The 23,668-nt window shown below is 74.0% G+C and carries 19 protein-coding genes and 1 pseudogene; 11 read left to right on the forward strand and 9 right to left on the reverse strand.

Annotated elements, in window-relative coordinates; genetic code table 11:
- Positions 1-27: 27 nt before the first annotated feature.
- Positions 28-540: a thioesterase family protein gene (locus tag ABZ887_RS31645; protein ID WP_361296669.1), complete on the reverse strand. Its 513-nt coding sequence runs from the start codon at positions 538-540 to the stop codon at positions 28-30.
- Positions 541-638: 98 nt separating this feature from the next.
- Positions 639-1,841 (reverse strand): annotated as a pseudogene (locus ABZ887_RS31650) (macrolide family glycosyltransferase); the annotation flags it as partial.
- A 418-nt stretch (positions 1,842-2,259) separates the two neighbouring features.
- Here ABZ887_RS31650 and ABZ887_RS31655 point away from each other — a divergent pair.
- The 3 genes from ABZ887_RS31655 (at position 2,260) to ABZ887_RS31665 (ending at position 6,981) form a co-directional block, all read left to right on the forward strand.
- A complete protein-coding gene (locus ABZ887_RS31655) occupies positions 2,260-3,519 on the forward strand; it encodes a hypothetical protein (RefSeq protein WP_361296672.1) in 1,260 nt (419 codons plus the stop codon).
- Between the two features lie 101 nt (positions 3,520-3,620).
- Positions 3,621-6,572: a BTAD domain-containing putative transcriptional regulator gene (locus ABZ887_RS31660; protein ID WP_361296675.1), complete on the forward strand. Its 2,952-nt coding sequence runs from the start codon at positions 3,621-3,623 to the stop codon at positions 6,570-6,572.
- Between the two features lie 232 nt (positions 6,573-6,804).
- Positions 6,805-6,981, forward strand: a complete 177-nt coding sequence (locus tag ABZ887_RS31665) for a hypothetical protein (protein ID WP_361296678.1) — start codon at positions 6,805-6,807, stop codon at positions 6,979-6,981.
- A 186-nt stretch (positions 6,982-7,167) separates the two neighbouring features.
- On the opposite strand, the gene ABZ887_RS31670 is transcribed toward ABZ887_RS31665, so the two are convergent.
- Complete coding sequence (locus ABZ887_RS31670) at positions 7,168-8,358, reverse strand: S8 family serine peptidase (protein ID WP_361296681.1); 1,191 nt, start codon at positions 8,356-8,358, stop codon at positions 7,168-7,170.
- A gap of 441 nt (positions 8,359-8,799) precedes the next feature.
- Between ABZ887_RS31670 and ABZ887_RS31675 the strand changes: the two genes are divergently transcribed.
- Positions 8,800-9,723: a hypothetical protein gene (locus tag ABZ887_RS31675; RefSeq protein ID WP_361296684.1), complete on the forward strand. Its 924-nt coding sequence runs from the start codon at positions 8,800-8,802 to the stop codon at positions 9,721-9,723.
- Between the two features lie 95 nt (positions 9,724-9,818).
- Here ABZ887_RS31675 and ABZ887_RS31680 read toward each other — a convergent pair whose 3' ends face one another.
- Positions 9,819-11,423: a FadD3 family acyl-CoA ligase gene (locus ABZ887_RS31680; protein WP_361296750.1), complete on the reverse strand. Its 1,605-nt coding sequence runs from the start codon at positions 11,421-11,423 to the stop codon at positions 9,819-9,821.
- Positions 11,424-11,531: 108 nt separating this feature from the next.
- On the opposite strand from ABZ887_RS31680, the gene ABZ887_RS31685 reads away from it, so the two are divergent.
- Genes ABZ887_RS31685 through ABZ887_RS31695 form a run of 3 tightly spaced genes read left to right on the forward strand, consistent with a single transcriptional unit; the run spans position 11,532 to position 13,889 of the window.
- Positions 11,532-12,704, forward strand: a complete 1,173-nt coding sequence (locus ABZ887_RS31685) for a lipid-transfer protein (protein WP_361296687.1) — start codon at positions 11,532-11,534, stop codon at positions 12,702-12,704.
- A gap of 1 nt (position 12,705) precedes the next feature.
- Positions 12,706-13,119: an OB-fold domain-containing protein gene (locus tag ABZ887_RS31690; RefSeq protein ID WP_361296690.1), complete on the forward strand. Its 414-nt coding sequence runs from the start codon at positions 12,706-12,708 to the stop codon at positions 13,117-13,119.
- Entirely contained in the window at positions 13,116-13,889 is a 774-nt protein-coding gene (locus ABZ887_RS31695; RefSeq protein ID WP_361296693.1) for an enoyl-CoA hydratase/isomerase family protein, read from the forward strand. Before ABZ887_RS31690 ends, ABZ887_RS31695 begins: the two co-directional genes overlap by 4 nt.
- A 396-nt stretch (positions 13,890-14,285) precedes the next feature.
- On the opposite strand, the gene ABZ887_RS31700 is transcribed toward ABZ887_RS31695, so the two are convergent.
- On the reverse strand, positions 14,286-16,634 hold the full coding sequence (locus tag ABZ887_RS31700; RefSeq protein WP_361296696.1) for a PQQ-binding-like beta-propeller repeat protein: 2,349 nt from the start codon (positions 16,632-16,634) through the stop codon (positions 14,286-14,288).
- Between the two features lie 199 nt (positions 16,635-16,833).
- Positions 16,834-17,568: a VOC family protein gene (locus ABZ887_RS31705; protein ID WP_361296699.1), complete on the reverse strand. Its 735-nt coding sequence runs from the start codon at positions 17,566-17,568 to the stop codon at positions 16,834-16,836.
- A 180-nt stretch (positions 17,569-17,748) separates the two neighbouring features.
- Between ABZ887_RS31705 and ABZ887_RS31710 the strand changes: the two genes are divergently transcribed.
- On the forward strand, positions 17,749-18,384 hold the full coding sequence (locus tag ABZ887_RS31710) for a TetR family transcriptional regulator (RefSeq protein WP_089101959.1): 636 nt from the start codon (positions 17,749-17,751) through the stop codon (positions 18,382-18,384).
- A gap of 64 nt (positions 18,385-18,448) precedes the next feature.
- On the opposite strand, the gene ABZ887_RS31715 is transcribed toward ABZ887_RS31710, so the two are convergent.
- Complete coding sequence (locus tag ABZ887_RS31715; RefSeq protein ID WP_361296702.1) at positions 18,449-18,925, reverse strand: Lrp/AsnC family transcriptional regulator; 477 nt, start codon at positions 18,923-18,925, stop codon at positions 18,449-18,451.
- An 82-nt stretch (positions 18,926-19,007) separates the two neighbouring features.
- Here ABZ887_RS31715 and ABZ887_RS31720 point away from each other — a divergent pair, with 82 nt between their 5' ends.
- A complete protein-coding gene (locus tag ABZ887_RS31720) occupies positions 19,008-19,598 on the forward strand; it encodes a LysE family translocator (protein ID WP_361296705.1) in 591 nt (196 codons plus the stop codon).
- On the opposite strand, the gene ABZ887_RS31725 is transcribed toward ABZ887_RS31720, so the two are convergent.
- Both ABZ887_RS31725 and ABZ887_RS31730 read right to left on the reverse strand, forming a co-directional pair.
- Positions 19,593-20,063, reverse strand: coding sequence for a nitroreductase/quinone reductase family protein (locus ABZ887_RS31725; RefSeq protein WP_361296708.1), 471 nt, complete (start codon positions 20,061-20,063; stop codon positions 19,593-19,595). The two genes, ABZ887_RS31720 and ABZ887_RS31725, sit on opposite strands and share 6 nt — an antisense overlap.
- Positions 20,060-21,247, reverse strand: coding sequence for an acyl-CoA dehydrogenase family protein (locus ABZ887_RS31730; protein ID WP_361296711.1), 1,188 nt, complete (start codon positions 21,245-21,247; stop codon positions 20,060-20,062). The genes ABZ887_RS31725 and ABZ887_RS31730 overlap by 4 nt, the downstream gene beginning before the upstream one ends.
- A gap of 99 nt (positions 21,248-21,346) precedes the next feature.
- Here ABZ887_RS31730 and ABZ887_RS31735 point away from each other — a divergent pair, with 99 nt between their 5' ends.
- Positions 21,347-22,516 carry an acetyl-CoA acetyltransferase gene (locus ABZ887_RS31735; protein WP_361296714.1) on the forward strand — a complete coding sequence of 390 codons (1,170 nt, stop codon included), beginning with the start codon at positions 21,347-21,349 and terminating at the stop codon, positions 22,514-22,516.
- A gap of 148 nt (positions 22,517-22,664) precedes the next feature.
- Positions 22,665-23,666: an expansin EXLX1 family cellulose-binding protein gene (locus tag ABZ887_RS31740; protein ID WP_361296717.1), complete on the forward strand. Its 1,002-nt coding sequence runs from the start codon at positions 22,665-22,667 to the stop codon at positions 23,664-23,666.
- The last annotated feature ends 2 nt before the right edge of the window (positions 23,667-23,668 follow it).

Below are 23,668 nucleotides of genomic sequence, written 5' to 3' on the forward strand. Positions count from 1 at the left end.
ACCGTCAGCTCTCGGAGTGACGGTTCGTCAGGCGGACGGGCGGCAGTCGCAGGCCGCGTGCCTCGCCAGCACGGCCAGCTCGTCGTCCTCCAGCCTGCGGGTGCGCCGGGCGACCGGGTCGTAGGCGACGCAGGTGCTCACGCAGGTGCAGAACACCCGGTCGCCGCGGGTGATCCGGCTGGTCAGCTCGAAGGAGGAGCGGCGGACGGTACCCACGGTGGTGCTGATGACCGCCGGTTCCGGGCGGAGGTCGAGGGCCTCGGTGTAGTCGAGTTCGTGGCGGGCGTAGATGACCCGGACGCTCACGGCCTGGCCGGGCTGCCCGGGGTGGCCGTGCTGGAGGTAGAAGAAGTCCACGTGGGCGTCCTGGATCATCTCCAGGAGCCGGACGTTGTTCACGTGGTTCATCGGGTCCAGGTCGCTCATCCGGACCGGGCGGCTGTAGAGGTGCGGGCGGTGGTGGTGCGACGGCGCCACGGCGGGGGCCGCCTGGGCCGGGGCCGTCGGGGCGGCCAGGGCCCTCAGGGTCGCGTGGCTCACCGGCCCGCTCCCAGCGCTCCGGGGGCGTCCTCGACGAGGTCGGCTCGGGGGGCGTCCTCCACGAGGTCGGCTCCGGGAGCGTCCTCCACGAGGTCGGCGGCGAGGGCGTCCTCGACGAGGTCCGCGGCGGCCGGTGCGCCGCCCGACCGTCCGAGCTCCGTGCGCAGGGCGGTGATCCCGGCGCGCACCGCCGGGTCCTCGGCCACCCGCAGCACGGCCTCCCGCAGCGCCCGCGCGGTGACCTGCTCGCGCGGCAGGTGCACGCCCAGCCCGAGCTCCTCGATCCGGCCGGCGTTGACGCGCTGCTCCGCCATCTGCGGGATCGCCACCATCGGCACCCCGTGCTCGACCGCCTCCATCGTGCCGCCCATCCCGGCGTGGGTGACGAAGACGGACGCGTGCGCGAGCACGGCCAGCTGCGGCACGTGCGCGTGCACCTCGAAGTGGGCCGGCAGCGGGCCGAGCACCTCCGGGGTGACGTCCGGGCCGACGGCCATCACCACGTGCAGCGGGAGGTCGCCGAAGGCCTCGACGCACGCCCGGTAGAACTCCGGGCGCCGGGTGAACTGGGAGCCCAGGGAGACCAGCAGCACCGGCACATCGGGGCGGGGTGGCTGCCAGGAGCCCTGGTAGGAGCGGTCGCCGAGGGCGGGGCCGACGTAGGCGACACGGCCGGCGGCGACCGTGTCGGCCCGGCGCTGGAAGGCGCGGGGCAGGAAGGCGATCGCCTGCCCGGGCCGCTCGACCTCGTGGATGCGGGCGGGGTCGAGGCCGTGCTCGGTGAAGGCGGCGGCCAGGGCGTCGTACCCGGGGAGTTCGGCGAGGCCGCCGGCGCCGTCGAAGAACTCGGGGAACAGGCCGTCGTAGGCCATGTGCGTGGGTGAGCACAGGACCGTCGGCACGCCCCAGCGGGCGCCGAGCAGCAGGCCCGCGAAGCCGTAGACGTCGTACATGACCAGGTCGGGGCGGTCGTGTTCGTACGCCCTGGTCAGCGCGGGGAGGGAGCCGAGCGAGGCGTGGACGGCGCGGGCGAAGCCCTCCGCGAGGCGCTCGGGCGCGTCCGAGCCGTCGCTCGCCACCGGGTAGACGACGGGCTCGGCACCGGCCGCCTTCACCGCGTGCGTGAAGTCCTCGGTGATGGCGTACGTGACCCGGTGGCCCCGGCGCACCAGCTCCTCCACCACTCCCAGGGTCGGGTTCACATGCCCCTGCATCGGCAGGTTCACCAGGGCGATGTGCGCCGGCCGCGCACGGCGGTGCGGAGGCGCGGAGGAGGGGGCGGCGGAGCTGGTGCCAGGCACGATGAGCGTTTCCTGTTCCTGAGCGGCGTCGGGGCGCCCGTCGGTTGGCGGGGACCGTGGGTGTGGGGAGACGGGCATCGGTACAACGACGCCGCCCCGCCTCACGCGACTGGCAACGGGCGGGAAACAACCCCTTCGTGGTGACTTACGGGGCGCCGGGTTGACCGGGTGGGGGTGGGAGCAGGGGGTGTGGGGCGGGCGGACGGGCGTGACCGGGGGCGTGGGCGGGGGTTGCGCGGACGCAGACGGTGGGCTGACGTGACCGGGGGCGGGGGCGGGGGCGTGGGCGTGGGCGGCTGCCGGGCGCAGGCCGTGGCGGGCGTGACCGGGGGTCGTGGGCTGGCGTTGGGCGGCGTAGGGACCGCCGTCCGCCACGAGCGGCGCAGGGACCGCCGTCCGCCACGACAGGAGCCGCCTCATGCCCGGACCGCATCTGCCCTTCATGGAGGAGGGGATGGCCCGCTGGCCGTTCGGCCCGCCCAACGCCGGGATCGCGCTGGACTTCACCGGGCCGCCTCCCCAACTCGCCGAACTGCACACGCTGGTGCGGGAACGGTGGGCCGGGCTGCCGCGGCTGGCCGGGCAGTTGGTACGGGACGAGCGGCGGCCGCTGTCCGGATGGTCGCGCCGGCACCGCTGGGAGACGCCGGCCGCCGGCCACGACCCCGCCGGGCAGGTCCGCGACACGGGCACGGCGACGCTCCGGGACGCCGTACGGGACTGGTTCCACCGCCCGTTCCCCGGCGGCGAACCGCCCTGGAACCTCCATCTCCTCCACGACCCCTCGGCAGCCGGGTTCACCCTCCTCTTCCGTATGCACCACAGCCTGCTCGACGGCCGGTCGCTGACCACCCTGCTGCGCGCCCTCCTGGACGGCTGCGGCCCGGTGGACGCCGGCGCCGCGGCGGCCGGTCCGGGCGGGCTGCGCCGGGCCCCCGCGGCCGGCGGCCAACCGGGCCTGCTGGCCGCCGGCCTGGCGGTGCCGCTGCCCGGGAAGGGCGAGCGGCGGACGGCGTACGCGGTCCTGGACCTGCCCCCGGAGCTGGTGCGGGCCGCGCGGCGGCCCCCCGGGGCGACCACCAACACCGTGTTCCTGGCGGCCGTCTCGGGCGTGCTGCGCTCCTGCCTGCTGACCGCCGGCCCCGTCGACCTCACCCAGGGCGCCGAGGCCGCCGGACCGGTGTGGCTGTCGGTCCCGGTGGACCAACGCCCCGCCGACCGCGGCGACTTCCTCGGCAACGCGTTCTGCAACGTCCGGCTGCCCGCTCCCGTCACCCTGCCCGACCCCACCGCCCGGCTCCGGGCCTGTGCCGGACTCCTCACGACCGTCACCCGCCCCCTCGGCAGGGCGGAGAAACTGCTCGAGTCGGCCGCCACCGCCCTCCCCGGCCCCGCCCAGGCGCTCGCCCGCGGCCGCCTCTTCGCCCCCGCCTACGCCCCCGCCGCCTGCACCTACGTCCACCTGCGCGAGACCGGCCGCACCCTGGCGGGCCGCCCGCTGCACCGGATCAGCCTGGTCCCCATGATCCCGCCGGACGACACGGTCACCTTCGCCCTGGGCGGCTGCGCCCGCGGCCACACCCTGAGCGTGTTCACCAACTCCGGTGCCGAGGACGCGGACCTGCTCGCGGAGTCGTTCCGGCACGAACTGGTCCTGCTCGCGGAGGCCGGCGGGTGAGGATTGCGTGTCGCCTTGCAATCGGTATCTCCCCCGGCTGACGCAGCCCGCCCGGACAAGGCAGACTGACGGGGTGAAGCGGGATGTCTAGGGGGACGGGCATGGACGGTGGACCACGGGTGCCGGAGCAGCGGCGCGCCCCCTCCCCGGCGGAGGCGGCGGCGTTGCGCTTCAGTGTGCTCGGTCCGGTGCGCGCCTGGCGGGCCGAGGAGCCGCTCAACACCGGCTCCCCCCAGCAACGCGCCCTGCTCGCGGCCCTGTTGCTGCGCGAGGGCCGCACGGCGACCGCTGCCGAGCTGATCGACGCCCTGTGGGGCCCGGAGCCGCCCTCGCAGGCGCTGGCGGCGGTACGGACGTACGCGTCCCGGCTGCGGAAGGTCCTGGACCCCGGCGTCCTGGTGAGCGAGTCCGGCGGATACGCGGTGCGCGGCCTCGGCGAGGACGCCCTGGACCTGACGACGGCGCAGAACCTGGCGGCGGAGGCGGAGAAGGCGAAGAACGGCGGCGACCTGCACCAGGCGCGGGAGGTGCTCGGGCGGGCGCTGGCCCAGTGGGACGGCGAGCCGCTGGCCGGGGTGCCGGGGCCGTACGCGGAGACCCAGCGGGTCCGCCTGGAGGAGCTGCGGCTCCAACTCCTCGAATCCCGGCTCGACATGGACCTGGAGCAGGGCTGTCACGCGGAGGCGGTGTCGGAGCTGACGGCCCTCACGGCGGCGCATCCGCTGCGCGAACGCCTCCGTGAACTCCTCATGCTCGCCCTGTACCGCAGCGGCCGCCAGGCGGAGGCCCTCGCGGTGTACGCGGACACCCGCCGGCTGCTCGCCGAGGAGCTCGGCGTCGACCCACGCCCGGGCCTGCGGGACCTGCAGCAGCGGATCCTGCAGGCCGACCCGGCCCTGGCGGAGCCCTCGGCCCCGGCGGCGGAGCCCGCCGCCGTCCAGGTCCGTCCCGCCCAACTCCCGGCCACCGTGCCCGACTTCACCGGCCGCGCCGGCTTCGTCACCGAGCTGAGCGAGGTGCTGGCCTCGGCCGAGGGCCGGGTGATGGCCGTGTCGGCGCTGGCGGGCATCGGCGGCGTCGGCAAGACGACCCTCGCCGTGCACGTCGCCCACCAGGCCCGGTCGGCCTTCCCCGACGGCCAGTTGTACGTGGACCTCCAGGGCGCGGGCCCCCGGGCGGCGGAACCGGAAACGGTCCTGGGCTCCTTCCTGCGCGCCCTGGGCACGCCGGACTCGTCCGTCCCCGACTCGCTGGAGGACCGGGCGGCCCTGTACCGCTCGGTCCTGGACGGCCGCCGCGTCCTCGTCCTGCTCGACAACGCGAAGGACGCGGCCCAGGTACGTCCGCTGCTGCCGGGCACCGAGGGCTGCGCGGCGCTGGTCACCTCGCGCGTCCGGATGGTCGACCTCGCCGGGGCCCATCTGGTGGACCTGGACGTGATGTCCCCGGACGAGGCCCTGCAGCTGTTCACGAAGATCGTCGGCGCTGAGCGGGTCGCCGCCGAGCGCGAGGCGGCCCTGGACGTGGTGGCGGCCTGCGGTTTCCTCCCCCTCGCCATCCGCATCGCCGCGTCCCGCCTCGCGGCCCGCCGCACCTGGACGGTCTCGGTGCTGGCGGCGAAGCTCGCGGACGAGCGCCGGCGCCTGGACGAACTCCAGGCCGGCGACCTCGCGGTGAAGGCGACCTTCGAACTGGGCTACGGCGCCCTGGACCCGGCCCAGGCGCGGGCGTTCCGCCTGCTCGGGCTGGCTGACGGGCCGGACATCTCGCTGGCCGCCGCCGCGGCCGCACTCGATCTGCCGGTGGAGCCGACCGAGGACCTGCTGGAGTCCCTCGTCGACACCTCGCTCCTCGAATCGGCGGCTCCGGGCCGCTACCGCTTCCACGACCTCGTACGGCTCTACGCGCGTGCCTGCGCCGAACGCGACGAACAGCCGCCCGGCGAGCGCGAGGCGGCGATGTCGCGACTCCTGGACTTCTACCTGGCGACGGCGGCGGCGGTGTACGCGATCGAGCGGCCGGGGGACCGGCTGGTGGAGCACCTCGAGACCACCGAGTACCCGGGGCTGGCGTTCCAGGACCGCCACCGTGCACAGGACTGGCTCTACGCGGAGGCGATGACCCTGCTGGCCTGCGTCCGGCAGTCGACGGCGCCCGGCCTGCTGAGGCGGGCCGTGGACCTGTTGTGGGCAGCCGTGGACCTCACCGAGTCCGGTGCCAACTCCCGGGAGTACGAGGCGACGGCCGCCGCCATGCGGGACGCGGCGCACGCCGCGGCCGACGTGCGGACAGAGGGCCGCGCGCTCGTCACCCTGGCCAACGGGCACCACCTGATCGGCCGCTTCGAACTCGCCAACGAGCAGGCGAGCGAGGCGGTCCGGCTCGCGGACGCGGCGGACGACCCGCTGCCCGGCTGCTGGGCGTCCAACATGCTGGGCATCATCGCGCTGTACCACAACAGGCTGGAGGACGGCGAGGCCCACCTCACCCGCGCCATCGACAGCTTCCGCGCCTGCGGCGACGGACCCGGCGAGGCCAGCGCGCTCTGCAACCTCTCCCGGATCCACCTGGCGATGGGGCGGACCGCGAGCGCGGTCTCCCTGGCGCAGCAGGGGACCGGCATGTACGACGCCATGGGGCACGCGCTGAAGGGTGCCAACGGCCGGTACGCGCTGGGTCTCGCGCTCACCCAGGGCGGTCAGTACGACCAGGCCGCCGAGCGGCTCCAGGAGGCCCTGGAGGTGTTCCGGGACAGCCGGATGCGGCTCTGGGAGGGGATGTCCCTGTTCCGGCTCGCCGAACTCGACCTCGCGGCGGAGCGGCCCGCGCAGGCCGCGACCAACGCCGAGACGGCCCTCACCCTGCTGCGCGGGATCGGCGGCGAGTGGCGGCGCGGGAACGTGCTGACGGTACTCGGCCGGGCCCTGAGCCTGATCGGGCACCCGGGCCGGGCGCAGGTGTGCTGGCGGGAGGCGCTCACCATCTTCGAAGGGCTCGGGTCCGCCGAGGCCGAAGAGGTGAAGTCCCTGCTCAGGCCGAGTGCCGTTGCCTGAGCCCGGGCGCCCCCGGAGAGCGGGCACCGGCGCCCGGCGGGCGTTCATCATTCGTTTATCGCCGCCCGGCACTCTCGTGGTGTCGATCCGTCGCGTCGGGGGGCAGACGGTTCGGCCAGGGGCCGCGCCTTAAGGTGTAGCGGCCCGGAAGCGTCCGCCCGGCGGCCCTACGGGGGAGTCGCCGGGCGGGCCTTCCCACCCACAGCGTCAAGAACATCCAGGGGAGCGAATCATGAGCGACGAGACGACGACGGCCGAGGCCGAGGCCGCGACCATCGAGGACACCGAGATCACCACGCTGAACAGCCACGCCACCAGCGAGCCGCTCAGCGCGACGATCCTCAAGGCGGACGCCGAGGACACCGTGGTCACGCCGGACAACTCGCACGCCACGGACGAGACCGCCTGACCGGACCACACCGAGACGGGGAAGGCCGCGGCGGCGCGGAGGGGGAGCCGCCGCGGCCTCGGTGTGTCCAGGAAGAGGTTCAGGTCATGCGTGGCGTGAACCGTTCGGGTGTCTCGAACCTTCGTTGCCCTGGATCGACGTCATGTGCGTCCGGGTTCTCCCCTCCCTGCGTGCCCGCCCGGCCGGTCAGAGGCCGTTGGTGAACAGCAGCCTGTTCGGGCCGTGGCCGCTGAGGTTCTCGATGACGTCCTTCGTGGACTTGTCGGAGAGGAAGCCGGCGACCTCGGTCGGGAGCGCGTTGGGGTGCTCGGCCTTGTAGAGGGCGGCGACCCCGGCGACGTGCGGCGCGGCCATCGAGGTGCCGTCGAGCGCGACGCTGCCGCCGCCCAGCTTCGCGGAGACGATGTCCTTGCCGGGGGCGTAGATGTCGAGGCACTCGCCCCAGTTGGAGAAGTCGGTCTCCTCGTCGAAGCGGTTGGTCGCACCGACCGTCACCACCCGGGTGGCGGAGGCGGGCGAGATGCGGCAGGCGTCGATGTTGGCGTTGCCCGCCGAGATGACGGGCAGGACGCCCTGGTCGGACACGGCGGTGGCGGCGTCGTTGACCGCGGCCACCCGGTCGCCGCCCAGGGAGGCGTTCAGGACCGCCGGCTGGTGCGCGTTGCGCGCCACCCAGTCGAAGCCCGCGATGATCCCCGACCAGGAACCCCGCGACTCACAGTTGAGGACCCGGACGCTGACCAGGTTCACCTTCCGCGCCACTCCGAAGGTGCTGCCGCCGACCGTGCCCGCGACGTGGGTGCCGTGGCCGTTGCAGTCCGCGGCGCCCCGGCCGTCGCCGATCGCGTCGAAGCCGGCCCGGGCGCGGCCCCCGAAGTCGGGGTGGGTGAAGTCGATGCCGCTGTCGACGATGTACGCGGTCACTCCCTCCCCGCTGCCGTGGGCGCTGAAGTTGTTGTCGAGCGGCAGGGCACGCTGGTCGATCCGGTCCAGCCCCCAGGAGTTGGCCGGCGACTTCGGCTGGCCCCCCTTGGAGCGCACCGGCGCAGCGCCGGCCCAGCCGTCCTCCTGCACGGACCGCACTCCGCGGGACGCGCGGACGGCTCTCAGCTGCCTCGGTGTGAGGGCCGTGGCGAACCCGTTGATCGCGCGGGTGTAGGTGAACTTCGGCTTCAGTCCGGCGGAGTGGGCGAAGTGGGTCGGGTCGAGGGACCTGCCGAGGGTGACGATGTAGTGGCCCGGAATGGCGTGTGTGATCTTGAGCAGCGGGGCCGGGGACGGCTCCGGAACCGAGGCGGAGGCCGTGCCGGCCGCCATGGGGCTCAGGGCGAGGACGGCAGCGGTGGTCAGGCGCGCAGCCGTGACGAGCAGACGCAAGAAGGGCTCCCTGGGGTACGGGGGATCGACGGGTCGAACCGCGCCCGGCACCGGTGACGGCTCCCGGCCACGGCCCTCCGTCTGCATCGGAGCGCCCGCGGAACCCACTTGAGCCACTCGCCGCCGCTTGGCGGATGACGCGCTCCCGACACGCCCGCCCCGCCGCGATCACTGCAGAAACGTTCACTCCTGCTTGACGTACGGTGCCCCACTCCAGGACACGGCGCCCCGCTGAAAGCACCCGCACGGCTGATGAGGGTTTAGGAACAGCTACTCGGCGTCAAGGGCCTGGCTCGCCACGCCACACGACGCAGCTCGGGTACCGCCTTCGGAATCGCGAGCAGGTCCAGCTGAAGGCACACCCCGGTCAACTCCCGGCCGCCCCCACAGCGTTATCCACAGCCCAGAGCGGCCGTCCCGTAAGCCTGCGATCTTGGGCGGATGGAGCTGAGGACGTTACGGGAACCCGGCGGGAACGACGGCATCCTGCTCACCTCGCGGGCACTCGACGCCGGGTGGGACCGGGTCGCGCTCTGCCGGAGGCTGCGCTCGGAGGGGTGGACGCGGATCCGGAACGGCGCCTGGGCCGAGCCCGGGCGAACTCCGGACCACGCCATACAGCTGAGGGCCACTCAGCTCCTCAGCCCCCAGCTGGTCGTGAGCCATCGCTCGGCGGCCCGGCTCTGGCGGATCGAGACACTCGACGCGGTCCCGCAGGCGCCGCTGGAGTTCACCGACCCCACACGCCGCTTCCGGCAGAGCGTCGACGGCGTCCGGGTCCATCGGATCCCCGTCGCCGAAGCCGAGGTCGCGAGCCTGTCGGGACTGCGCGTCACCGACGTCCCCCGCACCCTCGCCGACCTGCTGCGCAGCGGCCCCCGGAACGACGCGCTGGTGGCCGTCGAGTCCGCGCTAGGCCACCGCACCGTCGACGGCACACGCCGGGCCCCGCTCACCGCCCCGGCCGCGCTCTCCGTCGCACTCGAACCCCCGCTCCGCGGAGCGACCCGGGCCGGGGAGTGGCTGCTGCTCGCCGACCGCCGCTCCGGATCACCCGCGGAGACGATCGCCCGCCTGCACATGCTCGACGCCGGCCTGCGCCCGCTGAGCCAGGTCGAGCTCCGCGTGCCCGGCGGGGGCCGCCGCTACCTCGACTTCCTCTTCCCGGAGAAGGGCCTGGCGGTCGAGATCGAGGGCTACGCCTACCACGGCACCCGCTCCTCCCACAGGCGCGACGTAGCCCGCTTCAACGAGGTCCTCCGCTGCCCCGAAGTCCGCACCCTCCTCCGCTTCACAGCAGAGACCGTCCTCTTCCACCCGACAACCCTGATCACCCAAATCCAATCCGCCCTGGCCTCCCTCTGACCCCCTGACGGGGTGCGGCGGACTTGTTTCAGGGGGAGCGAGGAAAACCGCAGGTGGTGCGGGTCGGCTGCGAAACAGATCCACCAATCGTCGATCTAACCCGCCCGGAGCTCGGCCTTCAGGACCTTGCCGCTGGCGTTTCGGGGGAGGTCCGGGACGAACTCCACTGCCCGCGGGACCTTGTAGTTCGCCATCTCGCGGCGGGACCAGGCGATCAGGTCGTCGGCGGTCAGGACCGTGCCTGGGCGGCGGACCACGAACGCCTTGCCGACCTCGCCGAGGCGGCCGTCGGGGACGCCGATCACGGCCACGTCGGCCACTGCGGGGTGCAGGCCCAGGAGTTGCTCTATCTCCGCCGGGTAGGCGTTGAAGCCGCCGACGATGAACATGTCCTTCAGGCGGTCGGTGATGCGGAGGTTGCCGGCCGGGTCGAGGACGCCGATGTCGCCGGTGCGCAGCCAGCCGTCCGCCGTCAGGGTGCCGGCCGTCGCCGCCGGGTCCTCGTAGTAGCCGCGCATGACGTTGAAGCCGCGGACCAGGACCTCCCCGGGTTCGCCGGGCGGCGCGTCCACCCGTACCTCCGTGCCGGGGATCGCCCGGCCCGACGTGGCCGCGATCACCGTCGGGTCGTCGCCCCGGCGGCACATCGTCACGATCCCGCTCGCCTCCGAGAGGCCGTACGCGGTCAGGACGGTCTCGACGCCGAGTTCGCCGCGCAGGCGCTCCACGAGGAGCAGGGGTACGACGGCCGCGCCCGTCACCACCAGGCGCAGGGCGGAGAGGTCGTGGGTGTCGCGGGCCGGGTGGTCGAGGAGGGACTGGTGGAGGGTCGGGGGGCCGGGGAGGACCGACACCCGCTCCGACGCGACGTTCGCGAGGACCGTCCCCACGTTGAACACCGGCTGCGGGATCATCGTCGCCCCGCGCATCAGGCACGCGATCACCCCGGCCTTGTAGCCGAAGGTGTGGAAGAAGGGGTTGACGATCAGGTAGCGGTCGCCGGTGCGCAGGCCCGCCAGGTCGGCCCAGATCTCGTACCCGCGGAGGGTCTGCGCGTGGGTGATCATCGCGCCCTTCGGGCGGCCCGTCGTACCGGACGTGAAGACGATGTCGGAGAGGCAGGAACCGTCCAGCCCGCCCGCCCGGGCCGCGACCTCGCCCGCCCCCGCCCCCTCCCCGGCCGCCAGGAAGTCCTTCCAGGTGCGGAAGTCCGCCGGGGCGTCGTCCGACAGCACCACCACGTCCCGGAGGGAGGGCAGCCCCGGCAGCGGGCCCCGGCCGTCCCCGGTCCCGGCCGCTTCCGCTGCCGCGGTCTCGTCCCCCTCCCCCGCCGCCCTCCGCAGCGAGGCCACGTACGAGGTCCCCAGGAAGGTGCCCGTCACGAACAGCAGCCGGGCGCCGCTGCGGCGCAGCACGTCCGCGGCCTCCGTCCCCTTGAAGCGGGTGTTCAGCGGGACCAGCACCCCGCCCGCCGACACCGCGCCCAGCGCCGCGACGATCCAGTCCAGGGAGTTCGGCGCCCAGATGCCGACCCGGTCGCCCGTCCCGACGCCGGAGGCGATGCACGCCGCCGCCGCCCGTTCCACCCGGGCGCCCAGTTCCGCGTACGTGATCCGGGTCCGGCCGTCCACCACCGCCTCGACGTCCGCGTACCGCTTCGCCGCCGACCGCACCAGCCCCGGAACGGTCCCCCACTCCATGTCACCGCGCACAACCGGCCTCCCCGGACGCATAGCTGACTGTCCGTCAGATTAGCTGTAGCCTGACGCCCTGTCAGCAAGCCGCGACAGCCGTGGAGGTGCGGGTGCATGGCCGGTCTCAGGGGGATCAAGGGCATCAAGGACGCCACCGCCGTCGTCGGGATCGGGCAGACACCCTTCGCCAAACGGCTCGACGAGGACGAGAAGACCCTCGCCTGCCGGGCCGTCCTCGCCGCCCTCGACGACGCCGGCATCGCGCCCGGCGAGGTCGACGCGCTCGCCTCCTTCACCATGGAGGAGACGGACGAGGTGGAGCTGGCGAAGGCGGTCGGCTTCGGTGACCTGACCTTCTTCAGCAAGGTGGGGTACGGCGGGGGCGGCTCCTGTGCCACCGTCGCGCACCTCGCCGCCGCGATCGCGAGCGGGCAGGCGACGGTGGGGGTGGCGTGGCGGTCGCGGAAGCGGGGCAGCGGGCCCCGGCCGTGGACCAACACCGCCGTCCAGCTCCCGACCCCCGCCCAGTGGACCCGCCCCTTCGGCCTCCTCCGGCCCGCCGACGAGATAGCCATGCTCACCCGCCGCTACATGCACGAGTACGGCGCCACCCGGGACCACCTGTTCAACGTCGCCCTCGCCTGCCGCAACCGGGCCAACCAGAACCCGGCGGCGGTGATGTACGAACGGCCCCTCACCCGCGAGATGTACATGACCTCCCGGTGGATCAGCGAACCCCTCTGCCTCTTCGACAACTGCCTGGAGACGGACGGCGCGCTGGCCTGTGTGGTCGTGAGCAGCGAGCGCGCCCGGGACTGCCGGCGGACCCCCGTCTACGTCCACTCCGCCGCCCAGGGCCTCCCCGCCCAGCACCACGGCATGGTCAACTACTGGAACGACGACCCCCTCACCGGCCCCGCCTGGACCGCCGCCCGCCACCTGTGGAAGCACGCCGACCTCACCCCGGAGGACGTCGACGTCGCCCAGATCTACGACGCCTTCACCGCCCTGGTCCCCCTCTCCCTGGAGGGCTACGGCTTCTGCGGCCGCGGGGAGGGCGGGGCGTTCACCGAGGGGGGCGCCCTCGAAATCGGCGGGCGGCTGCCGCTCAACACCGGGGGCGGCGGGCTCAGCGAGGCCTACGTCCACGGCTTCAACCTCATCACCGAGGGCGTCAAGCAGCTGCGCGGCACCAGTACCGCCCAGGTGCCGGGCGCCGCCACCTGCCTGGTCACCGCCGGCGAGGGCGTCCCGACCTCCGCCCTCCTCCTCACCAACCGGAGCTGAGATGCTGCGACCGGTCACCGACACCGACGGCGCCCCCTTCTGGGAGTACGCGGCCCGCGGCGAACTCCGCGTGCAGGCTTGTGGCGGGTGCGGGGAACCCCGCTTCCCGCCCCGCCCGTGCTGCCCGCACTGCCAGTCCTTCGCGAGCGAGTGGCGGCCGACGAGCGGGCGGGGCCGGATCTGGTCGTACGTCGTCCCGCACCCGCCGCTGCTCCCCGAGTACGCGGCGCAGGCGCCGTACAACGTCGTGGTCGTGGAGCTGGACGACGCGCCCCGGGTGCGGATGGTGGGGAACGTGGTGAGCGGGGCGGGGGCGCCCCTCGACTCCCTTCCCCCGGACCGGATCCGGATCGGCGCCCGGGTGCAGGCGGTCTTCGCCGACGGTCTGCCGCAGTGGGTCCTGGAGCGGCCGTGAGCCTGCGTCTGGACACGGACAAGGAGAGCGGGGTCGCCGTCCTCACCCTCGACCGCCCCGAGCGGCTCAACGCCATCGACCTCGCGACCGCCGCCGAACTCACCTCTGCCTGGCGGGCGTTGCGCTTCGACGACGCCGTACGGGCCGTCGTCCTCACCGGCGCCGGCGGGCGGGCCTTCAGCACCGGCCTGGACCGGGACGCCGTCGTGCCGCAGCCGTCCTCCCCTTACAGCCAGGACGATCCGCTGATCGCGATCGGGCCGAAGTCGAACGACCTGTGGAAGCCGGTGATCGCCGCGGTGGCCGGGATGGCCTGCGGGGGTGCCTTCTACCTGCTGGGCGAGTGCGACTTCGTCATCGCCGACGAGACCGCGGCCTTCTTCGACCCGCACACCTCCTACGGCATGGTCAGCGCGTACGAGTCGGTGCTGATGGCACAGCGGATGCCGTACGGGGAGGTGGCGCGGATGGTGCTGATGGGCAACGCCGAGCGGGTCTCCGTCCGGCGGGCGTACGAGGTGGGGCTGGTGTCGGAAGTGACGGCCGCGGGGGAGGCGTTGGACACCGCCGTGCGGTGCGCCGCCGTCGTCGCCGGGTACCCGACCGAGGGGGTGCAGGGCAGTGTGCGGGCGCTGTGGGCGGCGAAGGAGGCGGGCCGGGAGCGCGGCTTCGCCCAGGCGCCGCACCTGATCTCGCTGGGCAACCTGCCCGGCGAGCGGCAGACGGAGCTGTTCGCCGGCCGGCCGCGCACGACCCCCCGGATCCGCTGAGGCACCGCGTGGCGGCGCGGGGCGCCCGGGCGTAGCGTTCGCTTTGGGAGCCGACTCCCACCCCGAGCGACGGCCGCCGTGCACAGCCCTTCCGTGCAACCAACTGGTACGACGGCCGTCCCGGCCGGAGCCGAAGCGCCGAAGGGGCTGCCCCTCGATGCCGCCGGGCGGCCGCGGGCACGCCGTGGCCGTTCGCGCAGTTCCCCGCGCCCCTTAAAAGCAGGGCGCTGCGGTGGCGCCGCTCCGGGGCGCGGGGCTGTATTCGATCTGCGGCCCCGCCGCGCGGGCGCGACGAGCACATCCCAGCCGACGAGGGCGACAGCCAACCCAGAGGCGCGGGGAACTGCGCGATCAGCCCCCGCGCAGCCGCAGCCGCCCGTCGGCCGGTCCCGGCGCTCACGCCGTGCGCGCTGTCCCCGTGCCCTTCTCCGCGTCCAGCGCGTACACGCACCGGTCCTTGCTGCACGCGTACACCACCCCGTCCCGCACCACCGGTGACCCGGTGATCTCGCCGCCGGTCGCCAGCTTCCAGCGGAGCCTGCCGTCGTCGGCCTTCAGGGTGTAGAGGAGGTGGTCGGTGGAGCCGAAGTGGATGCGGCCCTCGGCGACCGCCGGGGCGCCCACCACGTCGCCGCCCGCCTGGAAGCGCCACTTGGGGGTGCCGGTGACCGCGTCCAGCGTGTACAGCCCCTTGCCGCTGCCGACGTGGACGTGGCCGGCGGCGACCAGGACCGGCTCGATCGAGGCGCGGGCCTCCGTCGCGATGCGCCAGCGGTCGCGGCCGTCGGTGGCGTCGAGGGCGTAGACGGTGCCGAGGTAGTCGGCGAGGTAGATGCCGCCGCCGGTGACGGCGGGGCCGGGTACGTAGGTGGGCGGGGAGAGGAAGACCGCCGGGGCCTCGAAGTGCCAGCGCACGCGCCCGGTCGCGGTGTCGAGGGCGATCACGCGGGTGCCCGCGGAGGCGTACACGAAGCCGTCGTCGGCGTGGGTGAGGCGGACCGGGACGCCGCCGCAGGAGGCCGCGTCGCCGATGGGGTAGGACCAGCGTTCGTCGCCGGTGCGGGCGTCGAGGGCGCGCAGGCGGGCGTCCTGCCAGACGTAGACCGTGCCGTCGTGGAGGGAGGGCCCGGACTCGGGGGTCTCGAAGTCGGTCTGGGCGCCGGACAGCTCCCAGAGCTTCTGCCCGTTGGAGGCCTCCCAGCCCTGGACGCCGCCGCCCCGGGTGCCGGTGACGAGGGTGCCGCGGCCGGCCTTGAGCGAGTACACCCAGGCGTCGGTGGACAGCCGCCACAGGTCGCCGCCCTCGCGGGCCTCCAGGGCGAACAGGGTGGGGCCGTCGGAGGCGTGGATACGGCCGTCCGCGACCGCCATGGACCAGGCGACGTCGCGGGTCTTGAAGCGGCGGCGGCCGGTGGCGACGTCGAGGGCGTGCACCTCGAAGGAGGTGACGTAGACGAGGTCGCCGTCGACGGACGGGGTGCCCCAGACGTCGTTGGACATCCGGAACCGCCAGGGCCGCCAGCCGGACGCGGTCTCCGGGGGCAGGCCGGGTACCGGCGGTACGGCGGGGTCGGCCCCGTTGACGCCCGGGTGCGGGCGGGACCAGCTGGCGACCAGGCCGGCCTCGGGCGGCGGCGCCTTCACGGCGGCGGCGCGGGCGTCGGCGACGCGCGGGCCGGGGCCGATCGGCACCTGGGCGCCGGCGAGGCGGACCGGCCCGGTGTCGGGGCCGGGGGCGCCGACGGGGACCGGGGCCGGGACCGCGGGGTCGTAGGAGGGCGGCGGGGGGACCGGGAGGCGGCCGGCACCGCGGCCGCCGGAGGGGCTGGCGGAGGGTTTGACGGCCGGGCGGCCGCCGCGCCGGGACTCGATCAGGCCGACCGCCTTCTCGGGCAGCCAGGCGGACGCCGTACCGCTGTCGTCGGAGCCGGAGCCGAACAGGTGAGGCGCCAGCTGGGCCTGGAGGTCGGCCGGGTTGGGGCGGCCCGCGGCCTCCATCTGCATGCAGGACTCGATGAGGGGGCGCAGCTCGTCCGGGAGGCCTTCGAGGTCGGGGCCCTCGCGCAGCAGCATGAAGACGGTCTCGACCGGGTTGGCGCCGTGGAAGGGCGGGTGGCCGGTGGCGGCGAAGACGAGCATGGAGCCGAGCGAGAAGACGTCGCTGGCGCCGGTGACGCTGCGGGAGTCCTTCGCCTGCTCCGGGGACATGTAGGCGGGGGTGCCGACCGCGACGTTCGTCATGGTCAGGCGGGTGTTGGAGACACCGGAGGCGATGCCGAAGTCGATGACGCGGGGGCCGTCCTCGACGACGAGGACGTTGGACGGCTTGAGGTCGCGGTGGACGAGTCCGGCGCCGTGGATCGACTGGAGCGCCTCGGCGACGCCCGCCGCGAGCCAGCGGACCGCCTGGGCCGGGAGCGGGCCGCAGTCGTTCACTATCTCTTCGAGGGAGGGCGCCGGGACGTACGCGGTCGCGAGCCACGGCACGGCCGCGCGCGGGTCGGCGTCGACGACGGCGGCCGTGTAGAAACCGGAGACCGCGCGGGCCGCCTCCACCTCACGGGTGAAGCGGACCCGGAACAGCTGGTCCTCGGCGAGCTCGGTCCGGACGGTCTTGATCGCCACGCGCCGGCCGGACGCCGAGCGCGCCAGATAGACCAGCCCCATGCCGCCGGCCCCCAGCCGTCCCAGCACCTCGAACGGCCCGATCCGCCGCGGATCGTGCTGCGTCAGCTGATCCACCACTTGCCTGCCACCTCCCCGTACGGGCCTCGTCCACCCACATATGTACGCGACCCCGTGCAGCGTCTCACCACCGCACCGCCGTGGCGGCACGCACCCCGATTCTTCCTGGCCCGGGCACAGGTTGCGAACCCGGTGATGAATCGGGGTGTCTCATGGCAAACTAAGACATTTATCCGCCGAGGGCCGTGGTTTTCCGGCCTCAGCGTTCCAGCAGCGCGAAAGACGCCCCTTGATTGTCGGTCACGACGGCCACTTTTCCGTACGACGTGTCGAAGGGCGGCGCCTGGACCCGGCCGCCGAGCTGCCGCACGGCCCCGACCGCGGCCGCCACGTCCCCGGTGCGGAAGTGGACGACGAACTGGGACGGCATCCCGGCCGCGAACACCTCGGTCACGGGTGCGCGGCCGAAGTCCGGGTCGGCGTCGGCGCCGAAGAGGGCGTCGGTGAAGAGGTGGCCGTAGAAGGTGTTCGCCGCGTCGGTGTCGTTGGTGTAGAGCTGCGCCCAGGCGAAGGTGCCGGGGGCGTGCCGGACGCCGAAGCCGGGGTGGGCCGCGGCCTGCCAGAGGCCGAAGACGGCGCCCGTGGGGTCGGCGGCCAGGGCGGCGGTGCCGAGGTCACGGACGGGCGCCGGGTCGTTGACGATCTGTCCGCCGGCGGCGAGGACCCGGCGGGCGAGGTCCCGGGCGTCCGGGGTCGCGAAGTACACCGTCCAGACGGTGGGCATCCGGCCGTCCCGCTTCCGGGCCAGTCTGGCCACGGCCGCGCCGTCCAGCCGGGCCCACACGGCCCCCGGGCCGGCGTCCTCGAAGGTCCACCCGAAGAGCCCGCCGTAGAACCGCTTGCCCGCCTCGACGTCGGGGAGCTGCACGTCCACCCAGCACGGGACGCCCTCCGCGTATCCCTCTGCGTATCCGGATGCCCTGTTTTCGGCCATGTCGTCAAAGTAACCGCCCGGCCCGCACCGCGCAGACCAGCCGCACCCGCCCGGAGTGACCGGCGGTTTCTCCTCCGTTTCCCTTCCGTGCAGCCACTCCGTCCACCCGTGCACCCCATTTGCAGTCGGCCGAATCGCGCTCCGATCACCCCTCGGTAAGCTGACGGCATGACAGGACAAGTGCGTACCGTCGACGGCCGCGTGGCCGGCCGGCGTGGGCAGGCGACCCGGCAGAAGCTGCTCGACTGCCTCAGCGAGATGCTCAGCTCCTCCCCTTACCGGGACGTCAAGGTCATCGATGTCGCCCGGAAGGCGGGCACTTCGCCCGCGACCTTCTACCAGTACTTCCCGGACGTCGAGGGCGCCGTCCTGGAGATCGCCGAGCAAATGGCAACCGAGGGCGGCCAGTTGACCGAGTTGCTGGCGGGGCGCTCCTGGGTCGGCAAGGCCGGCTGGGCGACCGCGCAGGAACTCGTGGACGGTTTCCTGGAGTTCTGGCGCAGGAACGACGCGATCCTGCGCGTGGTCGATCTGGGGGCGGCCGAGGGGGACAAACGGTTCTACAAGATCCGTATGAAGATCCTGAACTCGGTGAACAACTCCCTGACCGACTCCATCGCGGAGTTGCAGTCCAAGGGCAAGGTCGACAAGGACGTGAACCCGGCGGCCGTCGCCGGTTCGCTGGTCGCCATGCTCGCGGCCGTCGCCGCGCACCAGAAGGGTTTCCAGACCTGGGGTGTGAAGCAGGCCGAACTCAAGCCGAACCTCGCGCTGTTGGTGCATCTGGGCGTGACCGGGAAGAAGCCCACGAAGTAGCCCGCGCCCTGGGTCCTGTCTGGCAGGCGGTGGTTCACCCCGAGGTGGGCCACCGCCTGTTCCGCTACGCGTTGCCTTGCGCGTTCCCTCTCGCGGGCAGCGGCCGGTCCCGGACCACGTGCTTCATCACCAGCGTCGAGGTGAGGCGCTGCACACCCGGCAGGGTCGCGAGCCGTTCGTCGTAGAGCCGCTGGAAGGCGGCGAGGTCGGCGGTGGCCACCCGCAGCAGGTAGTCGGGCTCGCCGAACAGCCGCTGCGCGTCCAGCACATGGGGGATCTCCGCGAGCGCCCGCTCGAAGTCGGCGACCGTGTCCCGGTCCTCCTGCCGCATGGACACGAAGACCAGCGCCTCGAACGTCAGGCCCACGGCGGCCGGGTCCACCACCGCCCGGTACCCGCTGATCGCCCCCGACCGCTCCAGCTCGCGCAGCCGCCGGTGGCACGGCGAGACGCTCAGCCGCACCCGCCCGGCCAGCTCGGTCACGGTCAGCCGCCCGTCCTGCTGGAGCTCGGCAAGGATTTTCCGGTCCACGTCGTCCACGGGGAAGATTCTCCCCCGAACACCCCGGTCGCGAGCAAATTTCGGGAACACTTTCGGGCAGAAGGCGCCTAATGTCCCCCTCATGCTGCTTTCTTTTCTCGTCGTCGACCTGCTGCTGGTCTGCGTGCCGGGCGCCGACTGGGCGTACGTGATCGCCGCCGGGGTGCGCGGTCGCTCGGTCGGACGTGCGGTGGCCGGCCTGATGGCGGGGTACGCGCTGCACACCGCGCTGGCGGTGGCCGGGCTCGCGGTGCTGGTGGCGAGCTCCCCGGGGCTGCTCACGGCCCTGACCGTGGCCGGCGCCGGATACCTGCTGTGGCTGGGCTGGAGCGTGCTGCGCCGCCCGGCGGTGCCGCAGGAGGCGGCGGCCGGGGCGGACGGCTTCTGGCGGGGCGCGGCGATCAGCGGCCTGAACCCCAAGGCGCTGCTGCTCTACCTCTCCGTGCTCCCCCAGTTCCTGGTCACGAAGGGCGGCCATCCGCCCATAGCCCTCCAGACGGCCGTGCTCGGCACCCTCCACATGGCCTGCTGCACCGCCGTCTACCTGACCGTCGGCGCCCTCGCCCGCCGCCTCCTCTCCGCCCGCCCGAAGGCGGCCCGCGCGGTCACCCGCACCTCCGGGGCGGCCATGCTGGGCATCGGAGCACTGCTCCTCGCCCAGCACGCGCTATGACGTACTGCGGGTGAGCCGGAAGATCCGGATCTCCCGGTCCACCCGCTCCTGGTAGGCGGCGTACGGCGGCCAGAACACCAGCAGCAGCCGCCAGGCGTCCGCCCGCTCCGCCCCCTCCAGCAGCCGGGCGGTGACCGGGATGTCCTGCCCCTTCCAGCTGATCTCGGCGGCGGGACGGTGGAGGAGGTTGTACGTCCAGGCGGGATGGCCGGTGCGCCCGAAGTTGGACCCGACGAGGAACCAGCCGTCCCCCTCGGGCATGCACGCCAGCGGCGTACGGCGGGGCTGCCCGCTGCGCGCGCCGGTGGAGGTGAGGACCACCCCGGGCAGCATCTGCGCGCTGAGCAGCACCCGGCCGCGGCTGAGCCGGTGCACGGCCCGGTCCAGGGCCGGGACCACGTGCGGGGCCACCTTGGCGAACCCCCGGGTGGCGGACACCCTCTGCACCAGTCGCTCGCCGATCACACCGCCACCTCCCGTCCCGCGAACAGCCCGGCCGCCTCGGCCGCGTGCGCGCGCAGCCGGTGCCCCGGCCCGAACAGCAGCTCGTCCCCGGCGGCCCGCTTGAAGTACAGCTGCGCCTCGTGCTCCCAGGTGAACCCGATCCCGCCGTGCAGCTGGATGCCCTCCCCTGCGGCGGTCCGCAGCGCCTCCAGCGCCTGCGCGAGCGCCAGCCCGCCCACCTGTTCCCCGTGGGCGGTCGCCCAGGCCGCGTAGTAGGCCGCCGACCGGGCCGCCCGCACCGCCACGTACACGTCGGCCAGCCGGTGCTTGACCGCCTGGAAGGACCCGATCGCCCGCCCGAACTGCTGCCGCTGCTTCACGTACTCCACGGTCCGCTCCAGCGCCCGGTCGGCGGCTCCCACGGCCTCGGCCGCGAGCACGGCGGCCGCGAGGTCGCCGAGGCCGGCGAGGGCGGCCCGGACGTCGGTGTCCTCGTCGGAGCCGAGCAATTCGGCCTGCACATCCCGCAGTTGCACACGGCCCTGGCTGCGGGTGGCGTCGAGGCCGGTCCGCCGGGTCCGTACGAGCCCGGCGGCGTCCGCCGCCACCAGGAAGAGCAGGACGCGCGAGCGGGCGTACCCGCCGGTGTGCGCGGGGACGAGCAGCAGCCCGGCGCGGTGCCCGTCCAGCACCTGGTCGGCCTCCCCGTACAGCCGCCACCGGCCCGCCGTGCGGCGCGCCTGGACGCCCCCGGCCCGCCCGCCGCCCGCCCAGTCGGCGGCGCCCGGCCCGGTGAGCGCGAGGGCGGTGCCGAGCCGGGTGCCGGGGACGGCGAGGGCGGCGGTGCGGCTGCCGTCGGCGATCCGCGGGAGCAGCTCGGCGCGCTGGGCGTCGGTGCCGAGGGCGAGCAGCAGCGGGGCAACGAGCACGGCGGTGGCCAGGAACGGGGTGGGGGCCAGGGTCCGTCCCAGCTCCTCGGCGGCCAGGGCGACTTCGGTGCGGGTGCAGCCGGCGCCGCCGTACTGCTCGGGGAGGGCGAGGCCGGGCAGGCCGAGTTGTTCGCCGAGGGCGGTCCACAGGCCGGGGTCGTACCCCTCCGGCCTGTCGACGGCGGCCCGCACGTCCTCCGTACCGCAGCGTTTGTGGAGCAGTTCACGCAGGGCGCGCCGGATCTCGTCCTGCTCGTCGGTGAAGCGGGCGTCCATGACCGGACCTCCTGACGATCTGACGGCCCGTCATGCTAGGGGCGTCGGATGCAGATGCACAGGGGTGGAGTCCAGCGTATCTGATGTACCGTCAGATTCATGACTGGTCCCCGCAAGGTCGCCGTGGTCGGCGTGGCCCTGTCCGACTGCGGCCGGGTGGACGAGGCCACCCCCTACGCCCTGCACGCCCAGGCGGCCCGCCGCGCGCTGGCCGACGCGGGCCTGGACCGGGAGCTGGTCGACGGCTTCGCGTCGGCCGGCCTCGGCACCCTCGCCCCCGTGGAGGTCGCCGAGTACCTGGGCCTGCGCCCCACCTGGGCCGACTCCACCTCCGTCGGCGGCTCGACCTGGGAGGTCATGGCGGCCCACGCGGCGGACGCGATCGCCGCCGGCCACGCCAACGCGGTCCTGCTGGTGTACGGCTCGACGGCGCGCGCCGACATCCGGGCGGGGCGGCGCACCGGGAACCTCTCCTTCGGCGCCCGCGGCCCCCTGCAGTTCGAGGTCCCCTACGGCCACACCCTCGTCGCCAAGTACGCGATGGCCGCCCGCCGCCACATGATCGAACACGGCACGACCGTCGAGCAGTTGGCGGAGGTGGCGGTCCAGGCGCGGGCCAACGCGGCGCTGAACCCGGAGGCCATGTTCCGCGACCCGATCACGGTCGACGAGGTCCTGTCCGGACCGATGATCGCCGACCCCTTCACCAAACTGCACTGCTGCATCCGCTCGGACGGCGGCGCGGCGGTCCTGCTGGCGGCCGAGGAGTACGTACGGGACTGCCGTACCGCCCCGGTGTGGGTCCTCGGCACGGGCGAGTGCCTCTCCCACGCCACGATGTCGGAGTGGGCGGACTTCACGGTGTCCCCGGCGGCGGTGAGCGGGCAACTGGCCTTCCGGCGGGCGGGAGTCACCCCCTCCGACATCGACTTCGCCGAGATCTACGACGCGTTCACCTACATGACCCTGGTCACCCTGGAGGACCTGGGCTTCTGCGCCAAGGGCGAGGGCGGGGCGTTCGTCGAGAAGGGGCGGCTGCGGGTCGCGGGCGGGGAGCTCCCGGTGAACACGGACGGCGGCGGCCTGTCGGCCCAGCACCCGGGCATGCGGGGCCTGTTCCTCCTCGTGGAGGCGGTACGGCAGCTGCGCGGGGAGGCCGGGGAACGGCAGGTGCGGCGGGGCGGCGGGGGGCTGCCGGAGCTGGGGGTGGCGTCGGGGACGGGCGGCTGGTTCTGCTCGTCGGGGACGGTGGTGCTGGGGCGGGGGTGACCCGGGGTCCGCGAGGGGACGCGTGGTCCGCGAGGGGCCGGAGAAATTCGCGGGACGGCGGCAACCTTCCGGGAACCGGCGGCAACTGTCGTACGGAAGCTTCGATGTTCGAAGGACGTGCACCGCCGAATCGCGTAAGGATCCCTCCGTGGCCTCCTCCTCACATCGCCGCCGCCCGCAGCCGGACCGCGACTTCGAATGGCGCCCGGTGCGCGGCCCGTTGGTCGCGGTGGCCGCCGTGGCCGTCGTCGCCCTGGCCGTGACCCTGGTCGTGGCCTTCCGCCCCGGCGCCGCGGCCGGCGCCGCCGGACAGGACCGGGCCGTGGCCGCGTCCGCATCGGCATCCGCACCGGGCTCGACGGCGGACCCTGCCGCGCCGGCGTCACCGAAGCCGTCGACCGCGTCAGCGAAGCCGTCGGCGAGCGCGCGGACCACCACGTCGGCGTCCGCGTCGGCGACCCCGTCCGCCACCCCGGCCAAGCGCGCGGCGAGCGGCGCGGCCCGGGCGTCCTCCGCCACCACCACGGCCCCCGCGGCCGGCCGGATCCGCCCCGGCACCACCTACCAGGGGGTCGCCACCTCCTACGACGTCGGCAACGGCGACGGCGCCTGCTCCTACGGCCCGACCTCCGACGTGATGACCGCGGCGATGAACACCGCCGACTACGAGACGGCGAAGGCCTGCGGAGCGTACGTCTCCGTCCGCGCGGCGAGCGGTGCGGCCATCACCGTACGGATCACCAACGAGTGCCCGGCGCCCTGCACGGCCGGCCAACTCGACCTCAGCAGGCAGGCGTTCGCGAAGCTCGCGCCCCTCTCCGCGGGCCGGATCACGATCACCTGGAGCCTGCTGAGCCCGGCCACCTCCGACACGGTGTCGATCCGCTACAAGACCGGTTCCACCCAGTACTGGTGCGGCATCCAGGCGATCGGCCACCGCAACCCGCTGGCCCGCCTGGAGGTCCGCACGAGCGGCGGCTGGCTGGCGCTGGCCCGCACCGACTACAACTACTTCCTCTCCGAGCAGGGCACCGGCTGCGGCGCCGAGATCCGCCTCACCGACATCTACGGGGAGCAGCTCACGGTGCCGGCCCTCGCCGTACGCCCGGACGTGGTGCAGCGGACCGGGGTGCAGTTCGCCCGGCACTGACG

Source organism: Streptomyces sp. NPDC047061 (genome assembly GCF_040643955.1).
Taxonomy (GTDB): domain Bacteria; phylum Actinomycetota; class Actinomycetes; order Streptomycetales; family Streptomycetaceae; genus Streptomyces.

Bases quoted from the DNA above. Each gene is read 5' to 3' on its own strand.
- ABZ887_RS31655 (WP_361296672.1), top strand. From the start codon at position 2,260: ATGCCCGGACCGCATCTGCCCTTCATGGAGGAGGGGATGGCCCGCTGG.
- ABZ887_RS31660 (WP_361296675.1), top strand. From the start codon at position 3,621: ATGGACGGTGGACCACGGGTGCCGGAGCAGCGGCGCGCCCCCTCCCCG.
- ABZ887_RS31665 (WP_361296678.1), top strand. From the start codon at position 6,805: ATGAGCGACGAGACGACGACGGCCGAGGCCGAGGCCGCGACCATCGAG.
- ABZ887_RS31675 (WP_361296684.1), top strand. From the start codon at position 8,800: ATGGAGCTGAGGACGTTACGGGAACCCGGCGGGAACGACGGCATCCTG.
- ABZ887_RS31680 (WP_361296750.1), bottom strand. From the start codon at position 11,423: ATGGAGTGGGGGACCGTTCCGGGGCTGGTGCGGTCGGCGGCGAAGCGG.
- ABZ887_RS31685 (WP_361296687.1), top strand. From the start codon at position 11,532: ATGGCCGGTCTCAGGGGGATCAAGGGCATCAAGGACGCCACCGCCGTC.
- ABZ887_RS31690 (WP_361296690.1), top strand. From the start codon at position 12,706: ATGCTGCGACCGGTCACCGACACCGACGGCGCCCCCTTCTGGGAGTAC.
- ABZ887_RS31705 (WP_361296699.1), bottom strand. From the start codon at position 17,568: ATGGCCGAAAACAGGGCATCCGGATACGCAGAGGGATACGCGGAGGGC.
- ABZ887_RS31720 (WP_361296705.1), top strand. From the start codon at position 19,008: ATGCTGCTTTCTTTTCTCGTCGTCGACCTGCTGCTGGTCTGCGTGCCG.
- ABZ887_RS31730 (WP_361296711.1), bottom strand. From the start codon at position 21,247: ATGGACGCCCGCTTCACCGACGAGCAGGACGAGATCCGGCGCGCCCTG.
- ABZ887_RS31735 (WP_361296714.1), top strand. From the start codon at position 21,347: ATGACTGGTCCCCGCAAGGTCGCCGTGGTCGGCGTGGCCCTGTCCGAC.